This is a genomic window from Pedobacter anseongensis, from assembly GCF_037482965.1.
GTDB lineage: Bacteria > Bacteroidota > Bacteroidia > Sphingobacteriales > Sphingobacteriaceae > Pedobacter > Pedobacter anseongensis.
Genome location: NZ_JBBHKB010000001.1, coordinates 1422426 through 1439665 on the forward strand (window position 1 = coordinate 1422426; position 17240 = coordinate 1439665).

Sequence of the window (17240 nt, forward strand, 5' to 3'; positions counted from 1 at the left end):
TGTACTTATGCAAAGATAATAGTTCTCTTTAAATGTTAATCTCTGTTAAAGTTTTTGATTGCCAACTGGTTAACCTTAATTTAGACTTATGTCTAGATTAACAATATTCATTTTTATATTACTTTTAAGTTGGCCAACATTTGTTTTTGCGCAAGATTTGAAAGGAGTAGTTAAAGATGTTAACAGCAGATTGCCTATTGAAAACGCTCAGATTATTAGCTTAAAAGCAACAGTTTTGACAAACAAAAAGGGGGAATTTAAGTTAGAGAACGTAAATCTGGATGATCGTATTGCTATTCGAATTATGGGTTATGAAACAGTAGAACTCACTCTCCAAAAGTTAGCCGATACACTTAGAATCTATCTTAGGCAAGACCCTTTTGCTTTAAAAGAAATAATAATTAAAGGCAAGCGAAATTATAAACTCGATTCGTTAAATTTAAGAAAGGAATATGCAAGAGAATTTGCTTATAAGGGGCCAAGCTTTTCGGATATGTTTATCGGGAAGGTACCGAAGAAGAATGATTATGTTCCTAGTTTTGCCAATGGTAGCTCTACAGCTTCATTGGTGAGTTTGAATCTTCTACAGGTTGCCAGTTTATTTGGAAAGAAAAAATCACGAAATACTAAACTAAAGGAAACCCTTTTGCGTGACGAGGAGCTAAATTATGTTGACCATGTTTTTTCAAAAGATAAAATAAAATTACTTACTGGATTAGAAGGAGAAGCCTTAATTAAATTTATGAATCTTTATAGACCCAGCATTTTAACATTAAAGAAAATGACAGGGTATGAACTTACAGTTTACATTAAGAAATGTTATGTGGAATTTGCCAAGGGAAAACTATAGCAAAAACCCTTGCTGCCTTTCAGCCTGCAAGGGTTCTTTTAATAGCAAGAAGTTAATTAAAAACCAAAACCAAGCGATAATGCAAATCCGCTAAATCGGGCTTTATCTTGATTAATATCATCTTTCGCAATGGCTTGAAAGTCCATCGAATAACGTGCATTTAAATTTACATTGGGTGTAAATTTGTACCCTAAACCTACAATTCCGCCCGCAATAGACGGCCTGAAGTTGTCTTTATCAGTAGTTGAAGTGTTTAATTGACCATTTGCATAAATTTTTGTGCTTTGATTTACTAAAAATGAAGCTTGTGGGCCAAATAGCAAACTGAATTGCGGAGTAGCATTAAATGATAATAAAACAGGAACATCAATGTAGCCTGTCCTCAATTTAATTTCGCCCGTAGTGGCACCAACAGTAGCCTCCACTTTTCCACTTTTTTGCGAATATAACACTTCGGGCATAAATGATAATTTTTCGCTTAGCGGTAGATCCAAGTAAAAACCAGCCTGCCAACCTGGAACGTATTTGGAAGTATAAGTAGTTCCAAGAAAATCATATTTTCCCATCATGCTTAGGTTGGCGCCAGCTTTTATGCCAAATTTAGTATCCATCGTTTGCGCTTTAAGGGTTAAATTTGAAAAGGTTAAGGCAATGCCTAATCCGATTATAGCTAACTTTTTCATATCTTAAATTTTTTTAGTGGTTAATAAACAGGAGTAATTGTAAATGTATTTACAAAAAAAAGACCGTTTATCAAAAACGGCCCCTCTTAGCTAATTATTAATTAGAATTTCAATCCTAAACCAACTTGAAACACTTGGTTTTTATATTCTGGTGTTTGTGAACTACCGTTTTCATTATTTTTTTGGAAGTCTAAAGCATAACGGCCATTTAATCCAATTTTATTACTGAAGTCGTATCTAAATCCAATAACCCCACCTACTAAACTCTTTTTAAAACGATCGGCATCATCTTCAACAATTTGCTGTTGAGCAGTACCAAAACCTGTTTCGAACGTGTTTGTGGTCGACATTAAAAACGATACCTGTGGACCAGCTACTAAGTTTAATCCACCGCCCAATTTAATACTCGCTAAAATTGGAATTTCAATAAAATCTGTTTTTTGAGTAAACTCGCCAAATGTTGAAGTCGATTTATATCCTTTAGTTGAATAAAGTGCTTCAGGAGTAAAGGCTAGGTTATCTAATAGTTTAATATCTAAAGTTATACCAGCATGATAACCCACAAGATAGTCGGTTTTAAAACTATTATTACCGTCGTCTTTAATGATATTAGAGAAGTTGGCACCTGCTTTAACTCCAAATTTGATCGGTTTGTCTGTCGATTGTGCATTTGCAATACCTGTACTTAACAATGCAATTGCGAGAATAAATATTTTTTTCATGATTTTTCTTTTTTATAGTTTTTCAGTAGTATCGAATAAATGTGCCAAGAGTTAGACTGTAAAGCCTAAAAAATAGAATTAGTGTTGTTTTTGACTGTAAATGAAGCTATTATTAGAAATGAGATCGCTTACCGGCTCTATAAAGTCGACCACTGTAAAATGCCATAAAGTGTATCAAATTAAATACAATAATCGGCTAAAATGGGATAAAGCGCTAAAAATTAATTAATATTGGGGAATAATTAGATACTACCTAAATGAAGAAATACCTGTTTACCTATGCCCTTATTGCCGTTTTGTTAACCTCATTAACAGCCCATGCGCAACAACCTTCTTATATCGACATGTTAGGGCAACAGCCTAAATGGGTTGATTCGGTTTTTAAAAAGCTAAGTAAAAAGCAAAAAATTGCACAATTGTTTTTTGTCGCAGCGTATTCCAATAAAAGCGCAAGGTTTACGGATTCGATTGCAAAGGTAATTAAGAAAGAAAAAGTAGGCGGATTGGTGTTTTTTCAAGGAGGGCCATATAGACAAGCTGTTTTAACGAACCAATATCAAAAAAAGGCCAGAGTACCACTTTTAATTGCTTCAGACGGAGAATGGGGCTTGGGAATGCGTTTAGATAGCACCATAGCTTATCCTTATCAGATGGCTTTGGGGGCTGTTCAGAATAAAGAACTGATTTATAAAATGGGTTTAGAAGTGGCAAAGGATTTTAGGCGGATCGGAATGCACATGAATTTGGCGCCAGATGTTGACGTTAATAACAATGCAAAGAACCCAGTAATTAATTATCGTTCTTTTGGTGAAAATAAATATAATGTAACTGAAAAAGCGGGGGCTTATTTAAAAGGAATGCAAGATGGGGGATTGCTGGTAAGTATAAAGCATTATCCGGGCCACGGCGACACCGATGTCGATTCCCATTTCGATTTGCCTCAACTTAAGTTTACAAAAGAGCGCTTGGATAGTTTAGAAATGTATCCTTTTAAGGAGTTAATTAAACAAGGGGCTGCGGGTGTAATGATTGCCCACATGAATATCCCGTCGTTAGATGCCACCCCAAATATGCCGTCTACCTTATCAAAGCCCATTGTAACTGGAATTTTGAAGGAACAGCAGAAATTTAAGGGCATTATCATCTCCGATGCAATGGGCATGAAAGGGGTGGTAAAATATTTTAAGGATGGAGAGGCCGATGTAATGGGTATAATTGCCGGAAACGACATTCTAGAACTTTCTGAAAATAGTAAACGAGCAGTAAAAATGGTTCGCCAGGCTATAAAAGATCAACGTTTAACTATAGAACGGATAGATGAGAGTGTAAAGAAGATTTTAACCGCTAAATACTGGGCAGGATTAAATAAAAAGCAGAGGGTAAACGAAGAAAACGTTTATGAAGATGTAAATCGCCCCGAGAGTATGGTTTTACTACAGCAACTGGCTGACGCAAGTATGACCTTATTGAGAGGTAGAGATTTTATTCAAGCCCTTACGCCTAATAAACGCACGTTTATGATTGATGTAGGTTTGTCTGCAACGAGTAAGTTCCAACAGGAAATGGCGATGGTGTATAAAAATTCAATTCGTTTTAATCTCGATAAAGCGGCAACACCAGCTGATATTGCGAACGTATTGTCGCAAATTACACCGGAAGATCAGGTGATAATAGCCATACACGATACACGCACTCGCCCTGGTAATAATATGCCATTAAATGCCGATTTAAAGGCAATGATTTCCAATATGGCTACCAAAGAGGTTGCATTTGTATTGTTTGCGAATCCCTATAACCTAGCTGCAATTCCTGGAATAGAAAATTCAAGGGCATTATTGGTGGCCTACCAGAAGGAAGAATTTATGCAAAAAGCAGCGGCTTCTGTACTAAAAAATCAGCTTATTCCAACTGGAAAGCTGCCAGTAACAGCAAGTACTTTCTTTAAATATGGAGATGGACTTTAGTAGATAGTAAACTAATACTTATTGTTCTCTGGCTGCAACGCTGCATAATTCCAACCTTTTAGGAATTCAGTAATTTTTTTAACGCTATGCCCGCTGCCTTCTTCGAGGTAGGCAGAGTTTTGTGTGTGGATTAATTTCCCATCACCGTCTAGCACCAAAAATACTGGAAAACCAAAGCGGCCGGGATAGTTATATTTCTTTAAAATGGCTTCATTTTTATTTTCTGGACTCCAGTTCAGTAAAACGGTTTCATAATTGTCGTTCAGAAGCTTTTTAAGCTCCGGAGTGGCATCAACAAGGTCGTGAAAACGGATACACCAGATGCACCAATTGCCACCAACTTGTATAAAAACGTGTTTTTTCTCTTTTTTTGCTTTAGCTACAGCCGCATTAATATCGGCTTCGGCATTGGCTTTAGGGTTATAAATAGTTACCGCCGGCTTTGCTGGCGCTTGTGCAAAAGTACTCGTGCTTAATGCTAAAACTGCGAATAATGTAAGAATTGATTTCATCTGTTTATAATTTTGTTTTTTAGGGGTCAGATGTTCCTTACCATGAATAAATAATCATGCCCTTGTGTGTTTAATGATTCTTTAATCATGGTTGGTTCATAATACAAAAGTAATAAAGTCTACTACTTTAATAGGTTATTGTGTTATTGTTTACAGAAAAACTACATTTATGCTAATTTATTAAATAATGCACTACTTAGATATACATACTCATTATGTTACGCAAAAAAAAGAAGTATATAGCATTCAGAGTTTAACGCTAACGGATAAACTTTTCTTAGCTATACCTAAAAGAGTGCCTATTTCTGTGGGTTTACATCCTTGGTTTGCAAAAATAAATGAATTTGAAATGCATCTCCAGTATTTAACTGTAATTGCCGCTCAGAAAAATGTGAAGTTAATTGGCGAGTGTGGTTTAGATAAGCTAAGAGGGGAAAACATAGAGGTTCAAATGGTTATTTTAACGCAACAAATTTTATTGGCTGAAAGGCTGGGTAAACCACTAATTTTACATTGCGTGAAATCTTTCTCCGAGTTAATTGCCCTAAAAGATAAACTGAAGGTTAAAGTGCCAATGATTATTCATGGGTTTAATAAAAACGAAAAATTGGGCGAACAGTTATTGGCTAAGGGGTTTTTCTTTTCAATAGGCGAGGCGGTGCTTAAAACCGAATCAGGAGCAGCTAAATTGGTTCAAAAAACCGATCGATTCTTCTTGGAAACAGACACTAGTAGGGTGCCTATTGAGCGAATTTATGAGCATGTGGCCAATTTAAAAAATTGCAAAATAGAAGATTTAAAAGCACGTATTTTTGAAGATTGGAAAAAATTAATTGATGTAAATGTCTGATGTAAGTTGGCTATCACGCTCGGCGCTTCTGCTGGGCGATGAGGGCATCGAAAGGTTGCAAAGTAAGCATGTTGTGGTTGTGGGTTTAGGCGGAGTAGGCTCTTTTGCTGCTGAATTTATTTGTAGGTCGGGTATTGGTGAAATCACTATTGTAGATGGCGATGTTGTTGATCCTAGCAATCGAAATCGGCAACTTCCTGCTTTGGCAACCAACCACGGGGTAAGTAAGGCCGAAATTATGAAAGAGCGTTTGCTGGCAATTAATCCAGCATTAAAACTACAAGTTGTGAACTCGTTTCTTACACCCGAAATGTGTAGAGAACTGTTATTAAGTCCATTTGATTATATTATGGATTGTATAGATAGCGTAATGCCGAAGATTACGCTACTCTCTACCGCATTAGAAAAAAACATCCCTATTGTAAGCTCAATGGGTGCGGGAGGGAAAATGGACCCCACGCAATTAAGAATTACTCGCTTACCCGATACGTATCAATGCGTGTTTGCCAGTTACATTAGAAAACGTTTACGCAAGTTGCCAAATTTGAGTAAGGTTAAAGCCGTTTTTTCTACTGAAGAAATGGATAAAGCATCGTTAATCCATACCGATGGAAGTAATTTTAAACGATCGGCTTACGGAACGGTATCTTATTTGCCTGCGGCTTTTGGTGGTGCCTGTGCTTCGGTTGTTATTCGCGATTTATTAGGTTACCAGATAGAGATGGCGGAACGGCCGTTACGAATTAGCCATACAACGTTGGCAAAGAGGAAGAAAAAATAGGCTATATATTCATTATATTTGTGTAATGGCTAAACCCCTCAAAATTCTTCAAGCCTCTGCTGGCTCGGGTAAAACCTTTAGCTTAGCTGCTCATTACCTCACTCTCCTGTTTAGTGACGATAACAAGTACCGCGAAATTTTAGCGGTAACGTTTACGAATAAGGCTACTGAAGAGATGAAGAGCCGAATTTTAGAGGTGCTTTTGGGCTTTGCTATCGGCGATCAATCGAAGAAGATTAATGATTACCGTGTGCTAGTACTTGCAGCTCATCCTCAGCTAAATACCGAAAGCTTAAAGCTAGAGGCCGATAAGATTTACCGTAAAATTCTGCATGATTATAGCCGTTTTTCGGTGAGTACTATCGATGGCTTTGTGCAAAAGGTGATTCGCGGCTTTGCTTTTGAACTCGGTTTAGATAGTGGTTACAGCTTAGAAATGAATATCGATAAGGTGAAGCTCGAACTAACCAAGAAACTGGAGAAGTTATTAGATCAAAATAGTACATTATTGCAGTGGGTAGTAGAATTGGCATTAGATCGAGTTAGCAATAATCTATCATGGAATTATAATGCCGAGCTGCTTAAGTTAGTTGGCGAAGTTTTTAAAGATCAATTTTCGGAGTTCGAAACTGCGATTGCTAGTTTTGGAACTGAAAATACAGATGAAGTATTTAAACGGTATATCGATTTCTCTAAAAACCTCCGCTTAAAATTTGAAGAGCATATAGCCGCACTAGCTTTAGAAGTACAACAGGTTTTTGAACTATATACCGAAGAAGCTGAAGCACTTAATAAAACCAAAACTGGGCAACTTTATCAACTTCAAAAAATAATTGATGGCGATTATAAAGGCATGACTTCCCTAGAAAAGTTGGTCGACTGCCCTGAATTATGGTTTAAAAAGGGGAAAACAAATGGTCTGTACGACGAACTGAATCCTTTCATTAAGAAATTAGTGTCGAGCTATCAAGAAGGAGTCGGTAATTATACTTTAGCCATTGCTTTTATCAAGAATGGTTATTTTTTACGGTTGATGCAAGAAATCGCAATTTTATTAAGCCAATATCGTGAAGAAAACGAAAGCTTACTCATTAGCGATGCACAAAAATTATTAAATGGAATTGCAGAAGATGCTGGAGAAAACCCATCCTTTATATGGGAAAAAATGGGCAACAGGTATAGAAATTTTTTGTTCGACGAGTTTCAAGATACTTCTGCCAATCAGTGGAACAGTTTTAAAGCCTTAGTCGGCAATGCTATTGCCACCCATACTGGAAAGCTTCACGACCACTTAATTGTTGGTGATGCCAAGCAATCAATTTATCGTTGGCGGGATGGCGACTATAAACTTTTACATCAAAAAGCAAAGGCCGATTTGGGCGAACCTACTGTTTTGGAAGATAAATTATGGGAAAACTATCGGAGTACAGAAGAAATTATAAATTTTAACAACGAATTGTATCAAAAATTAGCGGTACAACTACAAGATAAAATCAATGGAGAAATTACCGTTGATGATGAAGAAATAAATGCCTTTTGGAATGCTAGTAAGAACCGATATGGGAACATCATTTCCACTATTTATGAAGGCGTTAGTCAGCATGCCCCAGCTAAAATAAAGAAAGGCGGCTTCATTAAAATCAAAAAAATTGAGTTCGAAAAGCCTAAAAACACGAGCGAACAGCTTTTGGATAGTCTATTAGTAGATGTTGAACCTGAAAACAAAAAGGAAGCATCATTACTAGAAATGCTTAAAGAAGTTAGGTTGCTACTTAATGACAAGGGGTATCAGCAGCGTGAGATTGGTGTTTTGGTTCGGTCTAATGCCGAGGCTGTGGAAGTAGTAAATGCCTTAATGGAGGCAGGATTTGATGTGCTATCGGGCGAAGCCTTAAAAATTGCAAGCAGTACTGCAATTAAACTCATTATTAATGTGCTAAAGTTGCTCGTGGTTACTCCCTCAAACTCGGCACTTTACAAAGCCAATTGTATTGCATTGTATGCCCAGTTACATGAAAAGCCAATAAACGGGGATTTCTATTTTGGCTTAAAGGATGAATTGATTGTAAACCTACAGCATGTTTTACCAATCGAATTTTGCATCCACCATAAAGCTTGGATGGCTTTACCAGTATCAGAATTGATAGAAAAGATAATTTCGACGTTTGGTTTAGCAAGCTATCAAAAGAATGGGGTCAATCCTTTTTTGCCCTATCTTTTGGCTTTTAGAGATTTAATCAATAAATCATCCAAACAAGGAGAAAAGGGCATATCAAATTTCTTAAAATGGTGGGAAGAAGAAGGGCTAAATAAGAATTTGCCTTCGCCAGAAACGGCTAATGCGATACAGGTTATGACCATCCATAAATCGAAAGGATTGGCATTTAGAGCGGTACTTATTCCATTTTGTGATTGGCCTTTGGCAGGAAAACCAAATAATACGTTCTGGGTGCCCACAGCAGGAACGCCTTATGCCGATTTGAAAAGTATTCCGTTACAATTTAATAGCAAGTTAAAAGCATCTAGCGTTGGTAAATATTATTTTGAGGAGTTGCTGATGAATTATTTAGATGCTTTAAATAGTCTGTATGTAGCAACTACCCGGGCCAAGGATTACCTCTATATCTCTTTTCCTGCTAAGAAGAAGCCTTCGTTAACGCACATTGGCGATGCTGTTTTTAATGTTTATGCAACCGATTTCGAAAACACAGATGAGCTTGAAATGGGTAGTTATGCTGAGCAGGGCGATGGAATAAACACCGTTGATACGTTAAATTTAACCGGATATCCAACCACTAATCGCTTAGAAGAAGTTTATGAGGAAACTGAAACCCGACCACAAAAGTATATAGATAATATCACCAAATCTGGAAAAAGGGGCGGTAACCTGCATTTAATTTTAGCTTCGGCAAACAGGGTTGAAGAAATTCGACCTGCAGTAGAAAAATTAATTTTAGAGGGCTTAATCGCTGAGAATGAAACCGAAGATTACGTTAAACAAGTAACTGAAGTATTGTCGCATCCTGATTTGAATGCCTTGCTGAGTAAGCATGCTAATCAGGCAAACGAGAAATCGATTATTGGCACTGATGGAAAGGCTTACAGGCCAGATAAGTTAATTTTAAACGGTGGGGAGGTTTCCATTATTGATTATAAGTTTACTGCAGAAGAAAGTCAGGCTCACATCACTCAAATCATTAATTATAAAAATTTAATTGAAGCAATGGGTTATGAAAATGTAAAACCCTACCTTTTTTATGCCACATTAAAGAAATTAATAGCTGTTTAACACCTCTAAAATGAACCCGTTTTTAAAAGAAGTTGCCGAAGATTTAATAGCCAAATTTGGCGATAACTTGCAAGATTGTGCGATTATTTTTAACAATAAACGGCCGGCGGCGTATTTGCAAAAGCATCTTGCCGATAGCTATCAAAAGCCTTTTTGGAGCCCTTCTTTTTTTACAGTCCAAGAGTTTTTTGCTGAAGCTACCCATTTAAAAATTGCCGATAATTATACCCAGTTCTTTACATTATACGATTGCTATATCGAGATATTGAAAAGCGAAGGGATTATAAAATTGCCCTCAATTGCTAAATTCCATGCTATAGCTAGGATTATTTTAGGCGATTTTAATCAAATTGATAATGATTTGGTTGATGCCAATAAGCTCTTTACCGAATTGGAAGATATCGCGACGATTAATCAGCAATTTGATTTTTTAACCCCAGAACAAAAGGAGTTTTTATCGCAATTTTGGCAATCGTATGCTGATGGAAAATATAAAAAACAGCAAGCACTTTTTATTAAAATGTGGCAGCGAATGCCAATGTTATATCATCAATTTCATCAACAACTAAAAGAAAATGGTTTTATAACCATGTCGAGGCTATACAAAACCATCGCCGATGGTAGAAATGATGTAGATTTTACTGCGAAATATGCAGGACGAAAATTGATTTTTATTGGCTTTAATGCCTTAAGCAAAGCCGAAGCAAAAGCATTTGTACGTTGGCAAGAAGAAAATAAGGCCATTTTCTACTTTGATACAGATCGTTATTATTTGGAAGATGAAACGCAAGAGGCAGGTTTGTTTTTGCGCAGAAATTTGAGAATGGGCTTAATCAATCAGCTTTCTAATCAACAAAGCTTTATTAGTGCTTCGAAACGAAATGTGAATGTGTACAAGGTTCAAGGGCAAACGGCTCAGGCAAAAATCATAAACGAGCTATTGATTACCGAGAAAGAATTGATCTTAAATGATCAACCAGTTGAATCTACTGCAATTATTTTGGCCGACGAGAGTTTGTTGATCCCGTTAATGCAAACTATTCCATCTACCATCGCTAATAAAAAGATTGATGTAAATATTTCTATGGGTTTTGGCTTGTCTAATTCATCACTTTATGGCTTGGTCGACCTATGGTTAAGTATTCAGTTAGAATTGAGTGCCAAAAAAACTATCCAACATCAAACCGCCGAAGCATTTATCTCCCATCCTTTAACGGGAATCAGTGAGTTAATGCGTCCAAAAATTATGGATGCATTAATTAAAGAACAATTAGTCGAAGTTCCTTTTGAACGCCTTATTAAACAAGGCGGAGTATTTGTGCCTTTTTTTACAATGGTCTCCTCGTCAGCAGTTGCGGTTAGCTCATTAATCGAAGTGCTGCAATATATTTTACAACGTGAACTGGCTTCGAAAAAATTAAAAAGATTTGATGCCGACTTATTTGGTAAAGCCATACAAGAACTTACTCGCTTGCAGGACACACTTCAACATCATATCGAAAAATATGGTAAAGAAATTGAACTGGGTTTTGTGCTTTCGCTTATTCAGAAATCGCTTTCGTCTGTAGCGGTACCTTTAGCGGGTGATCCTTTAAACGGAATTCAAATTATGGGCTTGTTAGAAAGTAGAAATCTAAATTTCGACCGAATAATTGTATTGGGCCTAAACGAAGGCATTGTTCCACAAGCATCAACGGGAACTACGTTTATTCCAGATAGTTTAAGACGAGCCTATGGATTGCCCGTTTTAGAAAATCAAGATGCAATTTCGGCCTATATGTTTTACAGGTTGATACAAAGAGCAAATAATATAGATTTTATCTATAACTCGTTAACAGACGAAAGTAATAGTGGCGAACCGTCTCGATTTATAAAGCAATTAGCCTACGAAAGTGGATTTAATTTTAGCTATAAAGAACTGCAATTGCCCATTAAAACCGAGGTAAAAAGGGAAGAAATCATTGTAAAATCTGAAAAGGTACAAGCAGTTATGAATAAATACCTTTCGGGGAAAAAATACCTTTCGGCTTCTGCTTTAACTACCTACATATCAAATCCTATCGATTTTTTTTACAAATACATTGCTGGGATTGAAGAACCAAAAGAAGTAGAAGAGACCGTAGAAGCGAAAACAGTAGGCTCTATTTTACATTATGTAATGGAGAATTTTTATGAAGTGCTAAAAAATGAAAGTCCGGAGATTACAGCCCCACGAATTCGCGCACATAAAACAAACATTCCGAATCTGATTTTATACGGTTTTGCCGACAATTTATATGGTAAAAATGATGATGAACCTAAAAATGAGCGATTAAATAATGTAAAAAAATTGGCCAAATCGATCACCTTTAATGGGATGCAAAAGGTTGTCGTAGAAATTATAAATGCGTACGTTGATATTATCTTAGAACAAGATATAGAAAACACACCTTTTACTATAATTGGATTAGAGCAAAAAGGAAATATAAGTTTCGATTTCGAAGTTAATGGTGTGGCTCAGCAAGTAAAGCTATTTGGTATTATTGATCGGGTTGATTTAAAAAATGGGGTTTATCGGATTGTAGATTATAAGACTGGGAGCGATAAATTGAAATACTCCTGTATTGAGGATTGTTTTGATACCAATGGTTGTAAAATTAATAAAGCATTGGTACAAACCTTATTTTATACGCACGTTTACGAGCAAATTTCTAAAAATGAAAATGTAGAACCTAATTTGTACATTGTTAAAACGATGCGAAAGGAAGGTGTAAATTTTACAAGCAAAAATGGTTTATTAAAGGATGAGTTTTTAGTAACAGAAAAACAAGCCTTTCAAAATGCTTTGCGCGAGAAACTTAAAGAGCTTTTCGATTTTAACATTCCTTTTAAGGCGAGCGAAAATCCAGCAAATTATCCGTATTCTATTTATAAAACATTGTTTGGGAAAAGCTAATGGGTTGCGGGTTGTGTGTTGCAGGTTATGGGTTTGGGCGCACAGAAGTTGATCACTGAAATTAGTGTAATTAAACACAAGGCGAAAATATGTTAACTCTGAATTTTAAAGAATTTCCTATACTAACAACTGAAAGGTTAGTGCTTCGTGAGCATGCGATTACCGATGCGCCTACCTTATTTAAAATGCGAACCAATGAGGAAGTGATGCGCTTTATTCACAGGGAACGGCCTACAACCGTTCAAGATATCGAAACCTTTATTGAGTCCTTTAATGAAGGGTATAGGAGGGGGCAGCATATTGCTTGGGTGATTTCGCTAAAAGACGATCCTGATCAAATGGTTGGCTCGATAGGCTATTGGCGAACGAATTTTCCCAATTACCGAGCCGAAATAGGCTATATGCTTCATCCTGATTATTGGAGAAAAGGAATAGTTTCTGAGGCGCTTAAAACTACGATTGATTTTGGCTTCGTAGACATGAAATTGCATTCTATTCAAGCGAATATTAATCCGGGTAACGAGGCATCGCGACAAATATTATTGAAGCATGACTTTGTAAAGGAAGCTTATTTCAAGGAAGATTATTATTTTGGCGGTAAATTTTTAGACAGTGAGATTTATTCGCTTTTAAACACCACTACCATCCATTTTGGATAGGATATTCCTTGAAAATATGAGCATGGGGCCTGGTGCGCGGATTAAGGTGCAAAGTGTAATCAAAACACTACTTTAAAATTACGATACAATAGTTATATTTGCGCACGGTAATTTTTGAATAAACAAATGAGAGAGATCCAATTTAGAGAAGCACTTCGTGAGGCATTGAGCGAAGAAATGCGTAAAAACGAGAACATTTTTTTAATGGGCGAAGAAGTTGCGCAGTATAATGGTGCATATAAAGTTAGTCAAGGCATGCTCGACGAGTTTGGCGACAAACGCATTATCGATACACCAATTGCAGAGTTAGGCTTTGCAGGTATCGGTATCGGTGCAGCAATGAATGGCTTAATTCCGATTATTGAGTTCATGACTTTTAACTTCTCATTAGTTGCGATTGATCAAATTATCAATGCTGCGGCAAAAATCTTATCGATGAGTGGTGGTCAGTTCTCTGTTCCAATCGTTTTCCGTGGCCCAACTGGTAATGCAGGTCAGCTAGGTGCGCAACACTCTCAAAACTTCGAAAATTGGTTTGCCAACTGCCCAGGTTTAAAGGTAGTTATTCCATCAACTCCTTATAATGCTAAAGGCTTATTAAAAGCATCTATTAATGATCCAGATCCTGTTATTTTTATGGAGTCGGAAGTAATGTATGGCGACAAAGGCGATGTGCCAGAAGGCGAGTATACCTTAGAAATTGGCAAAGCGCACGTAGTAAAAGAAGGTACAGATGTAACTGTGGTAACTTTTGGTAAAATGTTAACCCGAGTAGTTAACCCAGCAGTAGAAGAATTAAGTAAAGAAGGAATTAATGTAGAGGTAATCGATTTGCTAACCGTTCGTCCGATAGACTACGCTACCATTATCGAATCAGTTAAAAAAACTAACCGTCTTGTAATCGTTGAAGAAGCCTGGCCATTAGCCTCGATTTCTTCGGAAATTACATTTAACGTTCAACGAAATGCATTCGACCATTTAGATGCGCCTATTTTGCGTATCACTTGTGCCGATGTTCCACTTCCATACGCGCCAACTTTAATTGCAGCTAGTTTGCCAAATGCAGAAAAAGTAATTAAAGCAGTTAAAGAAGTAATGTACGTTGCTAAATAATATTGTCATCTCGAGCGAAAGCGAGCGATCCATGTCTTAATTACAAATCCTCTAAGGTTTTCTTAGGGGATTTTTTATGTACAAACCTATTTTTCATCTGATGAGCGAGGTAATCGTATGCTTAAAACCATTATCTTTAACGCATGGATAAGCAAAAAGAATGTTATCGTATTCGAATTAAAATCGTCCCCATGTTATTTTTTCTGATCATTTCTACATCCTTATTTGCACAAGACATAACAGGTCAATGGAATGGCGTGCTAAAAGTTCCTGGAACTCAATTAAGGGTCGTATTTCATGTAAATAAAATACCAACTGGATTTAGTTCGACGATGGATAGTCCAGATCAAGGAGTTAAGGGAATTGCCATTAAAGAAACTTCCTTTGAAAATAACACCTTAAAATTAATAGCGCCAAATATGGGCTTGGAGTATATTGGCCAATTAGGGCAAGATCAAATCATTAAAGGGGAGTTTAAGCAAGGGGGACAAAGCTTTCTATTAACGCTATCGAGAGGAATTGTAAAAAAAGAAATATTAGTTCGTCCACAAACCCCAGTTAAGCCTTATTCCTATTATTCAGAAGAGGTTGCTTTTGAAAACAAAACTGCAGGTATTCGTCTCGCAGGCACCTTAACTTTGCCCAAAAAAGAAGGCGTATTTCCGGCTGTAGTATTAATTAGTGGAAGTGGCCCGCAAAATAGAGATGAAGAATTATTTGGGCATCAGCCGTTTTTGGTACTGGCTGATTACCTAACAAAAAACGGGATCGCGGTGTTGAGGTATGATGATCGTGGGGTAGCAAAATCAGGAGGAGATTTTAAAACAGCTACTACGCAAGATTTTGCTACCGATGTAGAAAGTGCCTTAACGTTTTTAAAAACAAGAAAAGAAATTAACCCAATGAAAATGGGTTTAATAGGGCATAGCGAAGGAGGGCTAATCGCACCAATAATTGCATCAACCCATAAGGATCTTGGGTTTATCATTTTAATGGCTGGTCCGGGTATACCAATATCATCGCTCATGCTCTTGCAAAAGGAGAAGATTGAGCGCCAAATGGGTGTTTCCGAAGCTGAATTAGCAAAAAGTCAGGAAATTTTTAAGGGGGCTTATCAACTTATTTTAAATGCAACGGCGAACGATGCTGCGCTTAAAATAAAGTTAAATAGCTATTTCGCAGAAAAATTTGGCCTTGCAACAGCAAATAAGGAAATTGATACGATTACCGATCAAATTACTACTGTTTGGATGTTTAATTTTCTCAGAATGAACCCAAGCAATTTTCTGAAATATGTAAATTGTCCAATACTTGCCATAAATGGAGAGCGAGACTTACAAGTTCCCGCTAAAGAAAATTTGCAGGCCATCAAATTAATACTTGAAAAATCAGGCAACAAAAAGCTAACAATTAAAGAATTCCCTAGATTAAATCATTTGTTTCAAGAAAGTGAGACTGGTGCAGTGGGTGAATATGGGAAAATAGAACAGACCATTTCGCCCGAAGTGTTAAGCGAAATTTTAAATTGGATAAGCCTACAAATAATGCAATAAAAGAAATGAGCGCCATCGGAAACACCCCATTAATTAAGTTAACTAAACTATCAGAACCTAACTGTGCAGAAATTTATGTGAAATACGAAGGCGCCAACCCAACGGGTAGCATGAAAGACCGAATGGCCTTATCAATGATTGCGGGAGCTGAACGCAGAGGGGAATTGGCGACTGGTGGAAAAGTGATGGATTATACTGGTGGGAGCACAGGAAGTTCGCTTGCCATGGTTTGTGCGGTTAAGGGATATAAGGCCTATTTTGTTACGTCTGATGCTTTTTCGGCTGAGAAATTAAAAACCATGCGTGCCTTTGGAGCGGAACTCGAGATTTTCCCCAGCGATAATGGAAAGATTACTGCAAAACTAATGGCCGATATGGTGGCACGCGCAAAGGAGTTAAGCATGGAACCTAGCGTATTCTATACTGATCAATTTAATAATGTTGATAATCGAAATGCCTACCATGATATGGCTAGAGAGGTTGTTGCAGTTCTTGGAAAAGAAATTGATGAATTTGTGATGGGGGTAGGTACAGGCGGGTCTTTTTCTGGCAATGCCGAAATATATAAACAAGAAATTCCGGGTATTCATTGTGTAGCCATTGAACCAATACATGTGCGTGCGCTTTCTGGGGGTGATATTTCAGGTATGCATAAATTAGAAGGAATGGGTGCTGGTTTTGTACCTGCTATTTATAGAGCTGATTTAGCAGATGAGGTTATCGCCGTAGCGGATGAAGATGCTTTCGAAACAGCAAGAAAGTTGGCAAGGTTAGAGGGTATATTTGGCGGCATCACATCTGGTGCAAATGTTTGGGCAGCCATTCAACGCGCACGAATTATTGGTCCGGGAAAGAAAATTGTAACAGTGGTTTGCGATTCGGGGCTTAAATATTTAAATGGCGAACTGTATAAATCATAAAAATGGCTAAGCAAGAAGAACTTTATAGTATTCCGGCTCGGTACCGCAAAATAGAAAACCTTCACATTGTGTTTTGGCTCATCAAAGATTTATGTTGGGTAATGCTTTGGAAACCTTTGGGCATAGTGATGATTGTTCCCACCCTTGGCGCAGCACTGTTAATTACCTGGCAAACCCGAGCCATCAAAAGTGAGTTGCTTCATAATATTGCAGTTGTATTTTGGATTACTGCTAACGCGTATTGGATGCTATCAGAGTTTTATTCAACTGATGATAGCTTGCGTTATTATGCAGTGATCCCTTTTTCGTTAGGGTTAATTACCATTGGGTATTATTATTTGGGGCTGATGTTTGGGAGGAAAGTATTGAATAAAGCGAATTAAGACAATAATTTCTAATTTACTTTATA

At 37.1% G+C, this 17240-nt stretch carries 14 protein-coding genes; 11 read left to right on the forward strand and 3 right to left on the reverse strand.

The window, feature by feature from the left end; all coding sequences use genetic code 11:
• Positions 1–88: 88 nt before the first annotated feature.
• Positions 89–850 (forward strand): carboxypeptidase-like regulatory domain-containing protein, encoded by a 762-nt coding sequence (locus tag WG904_RS06340; RefSeq protein WP_339578451.1) that lies wholly within the window; start codon positions 89–91, stop codon positions 848–850.
• A 56-nt stretch (positions 851–906) separates the two neighbouring features.
• Here the strand turns inward: WG904_RS06340 and WG904_RS06345 are convergent, their stop codons facing one another.
• Both WG904_RS06345 and WG904_RS06350 read right to left on the reverse strand, forming a co-directional pair.
• Positions 907–1533 carry a porin family protein gene (locus WG904_RS06345; RefSeq protein WP_339578452.1) on the reverse strand — a complete coding sequence of 209 codons (627 nt, stop codon included), beginning with the start codon at positions 1531–1533 and terminating at the stop codon, positions 907–909.
• Positions 1534–1634: 101 nt separating this feature from the next.
• Positions 1635–2255, reverse strand: coding sequence for a porin family protein (locus WG904_RS06350; RefSeq protein WP_339578453.1), 621 nt, complete (start codon positions 2253–2255; stop codon positions 1635–1637).
• A 257-nt stretch (positions 2256–2512) separates the two neighbouring features.
• Between WG904_RS06350 and WG904_RS06355 the strand changes: the two genes are divergently transcribed.
• Positions 2513–4219 (forward strand): glycoside hydrolase family 3 protein, encoded by a 1707-nt coding sequence (locus WG904_RS06355; protein WP_339578454.1) that lies wholly within the window; start codon positions 2513–2515, stop codon positions 4217–4219.
• 11 nt (positions 4220–4230) lie between these two features.
• On the opposite strand, the gene WG904_RS06360 is transcribed toward WG904_RS06355, so the two are convergent.
• Complete coding sequence (locus WG904_RS06360) at positions 4231–4731, reverse strand: thioredoxin family protein (RefSeq protein ID WP_339578455.1); 501 nt, start codon at positions 4729–4731, stop codon at positions 4231–4233.
• 187 nt (positions 4732–4918) lie between these two features.
• On the opposite strand from WG904_RS06360, the gene WG904_RS06365 reads away from it, so the two are divergent.
• The 9 genes from WG904_RS06365 (at position 4919) to WG904_RS06405 (ending at position 17214) form a co-directional block, all read left to right on the forward strand.
• On the forward strand, positions 4919–5581 hold the full coding sequence (locus WG904_RS06365) for a TatD family hydrolase (RefSeq protein ID WP_339578456.1): 663 nt from the start codon (positions 4919–4921) through the stop codon (positions 5579–5581).
• Entirely contained in the window at positions 5574–6362 is a 789-nt protein-coding gene (locus tag WG904_RS06370; protein ID WP_339578457.1) for a tRNA threonylcarbamoyladenosine dehydratase, read from the forward strand. The genes WG904_RS06365 and WG904_RS06370 overlap by 8 nt, the downstream gene beginning before the upstream one ends.
• Positions 6363–6387: 25 nt before the next feature.
• Entirely contained in the window at positions 6388–9651 is a 3264-nt protein-coding gene (locus WG904_RS06375; protein ID WP_339578458.1) for a UvrD-helicase domain-containing protein, read from the forward strand.
• 10 nt (positions 9652–9661) lie between these two features.
• Positions 9662–12586, forward strand: a complete 2925-nt coding sequence (locus tag WG904_RS06380; protein ID WP_339578459.1) for a PD-(D/E)XK nuclease family protein — start codon at positions 9662–9664, stop codon at positions 12584–12586.
• An 89-nt stretch (positions 12587–12675) separates the two neighbouring features.
• Positions 12676–13245 carry a GNAT family N-acetyltransferase gene (locus tag WG904_RS06385; protein WP_339578460.1) on the forward strand — a complete coding sequence of 190 codons (570 nt, stop codon included), beginning with the start codon at positions 12676–12678 and terminating at the stop codon, positions 13243–13245.
• A gap of 126 nt (positions 13246–13371) precedes the next feature.
• The gene (locus WG904_RS06390; RefSeq protein ID WP_339578461.1) at positions 13372–14358 is read left to right on the forward strand and encodes a pyruvate dehydrogenase complex E1 component subunit beta; all 987 of its coding nucleotides are present in this window, start codon (positions 13372–13374) and stop codon (positions 14356–14358) included.
• A gap of 143 nt (positions 14359–14501) precedes the next feature.
• Positions 14502–15911, forward strand: coding sequence for an alpha/beta hydrolase family protein (locus WG904_RS06395; RefSeq protein ID WP_339578462.1), 1410 nt, complete (start codon positions 14502–14504; stop codon positions 15909–15911).
• A gap of 5 nt (positions 15912–15916) precedes the next feature.
• Positions 15917–16831: a PLP-dependent cysteine synthase family protein gene (locus WG904_RS06400; protein WP_339578463.1), complete on the forward strand. Its 915-nt coding sequence runs from the start codon at positions 15917–15919 to the stop codon at positions 16829–16831.
• 2 nt (positions 16832–16833) lie between these two features.
• The gene (locus tag WG904_RS06405; protein WP_339578464.1) at positions 16834–17214 is read left to right on the forward strand and encodes a hypothetical protein; all 381 of its coding nucleotides are present in this window, start codon (positions 16834–16836) and stop codon (positions 17212–17214) included.
• Positions 17215–17240: the final 26 nt, after the last annotated feature.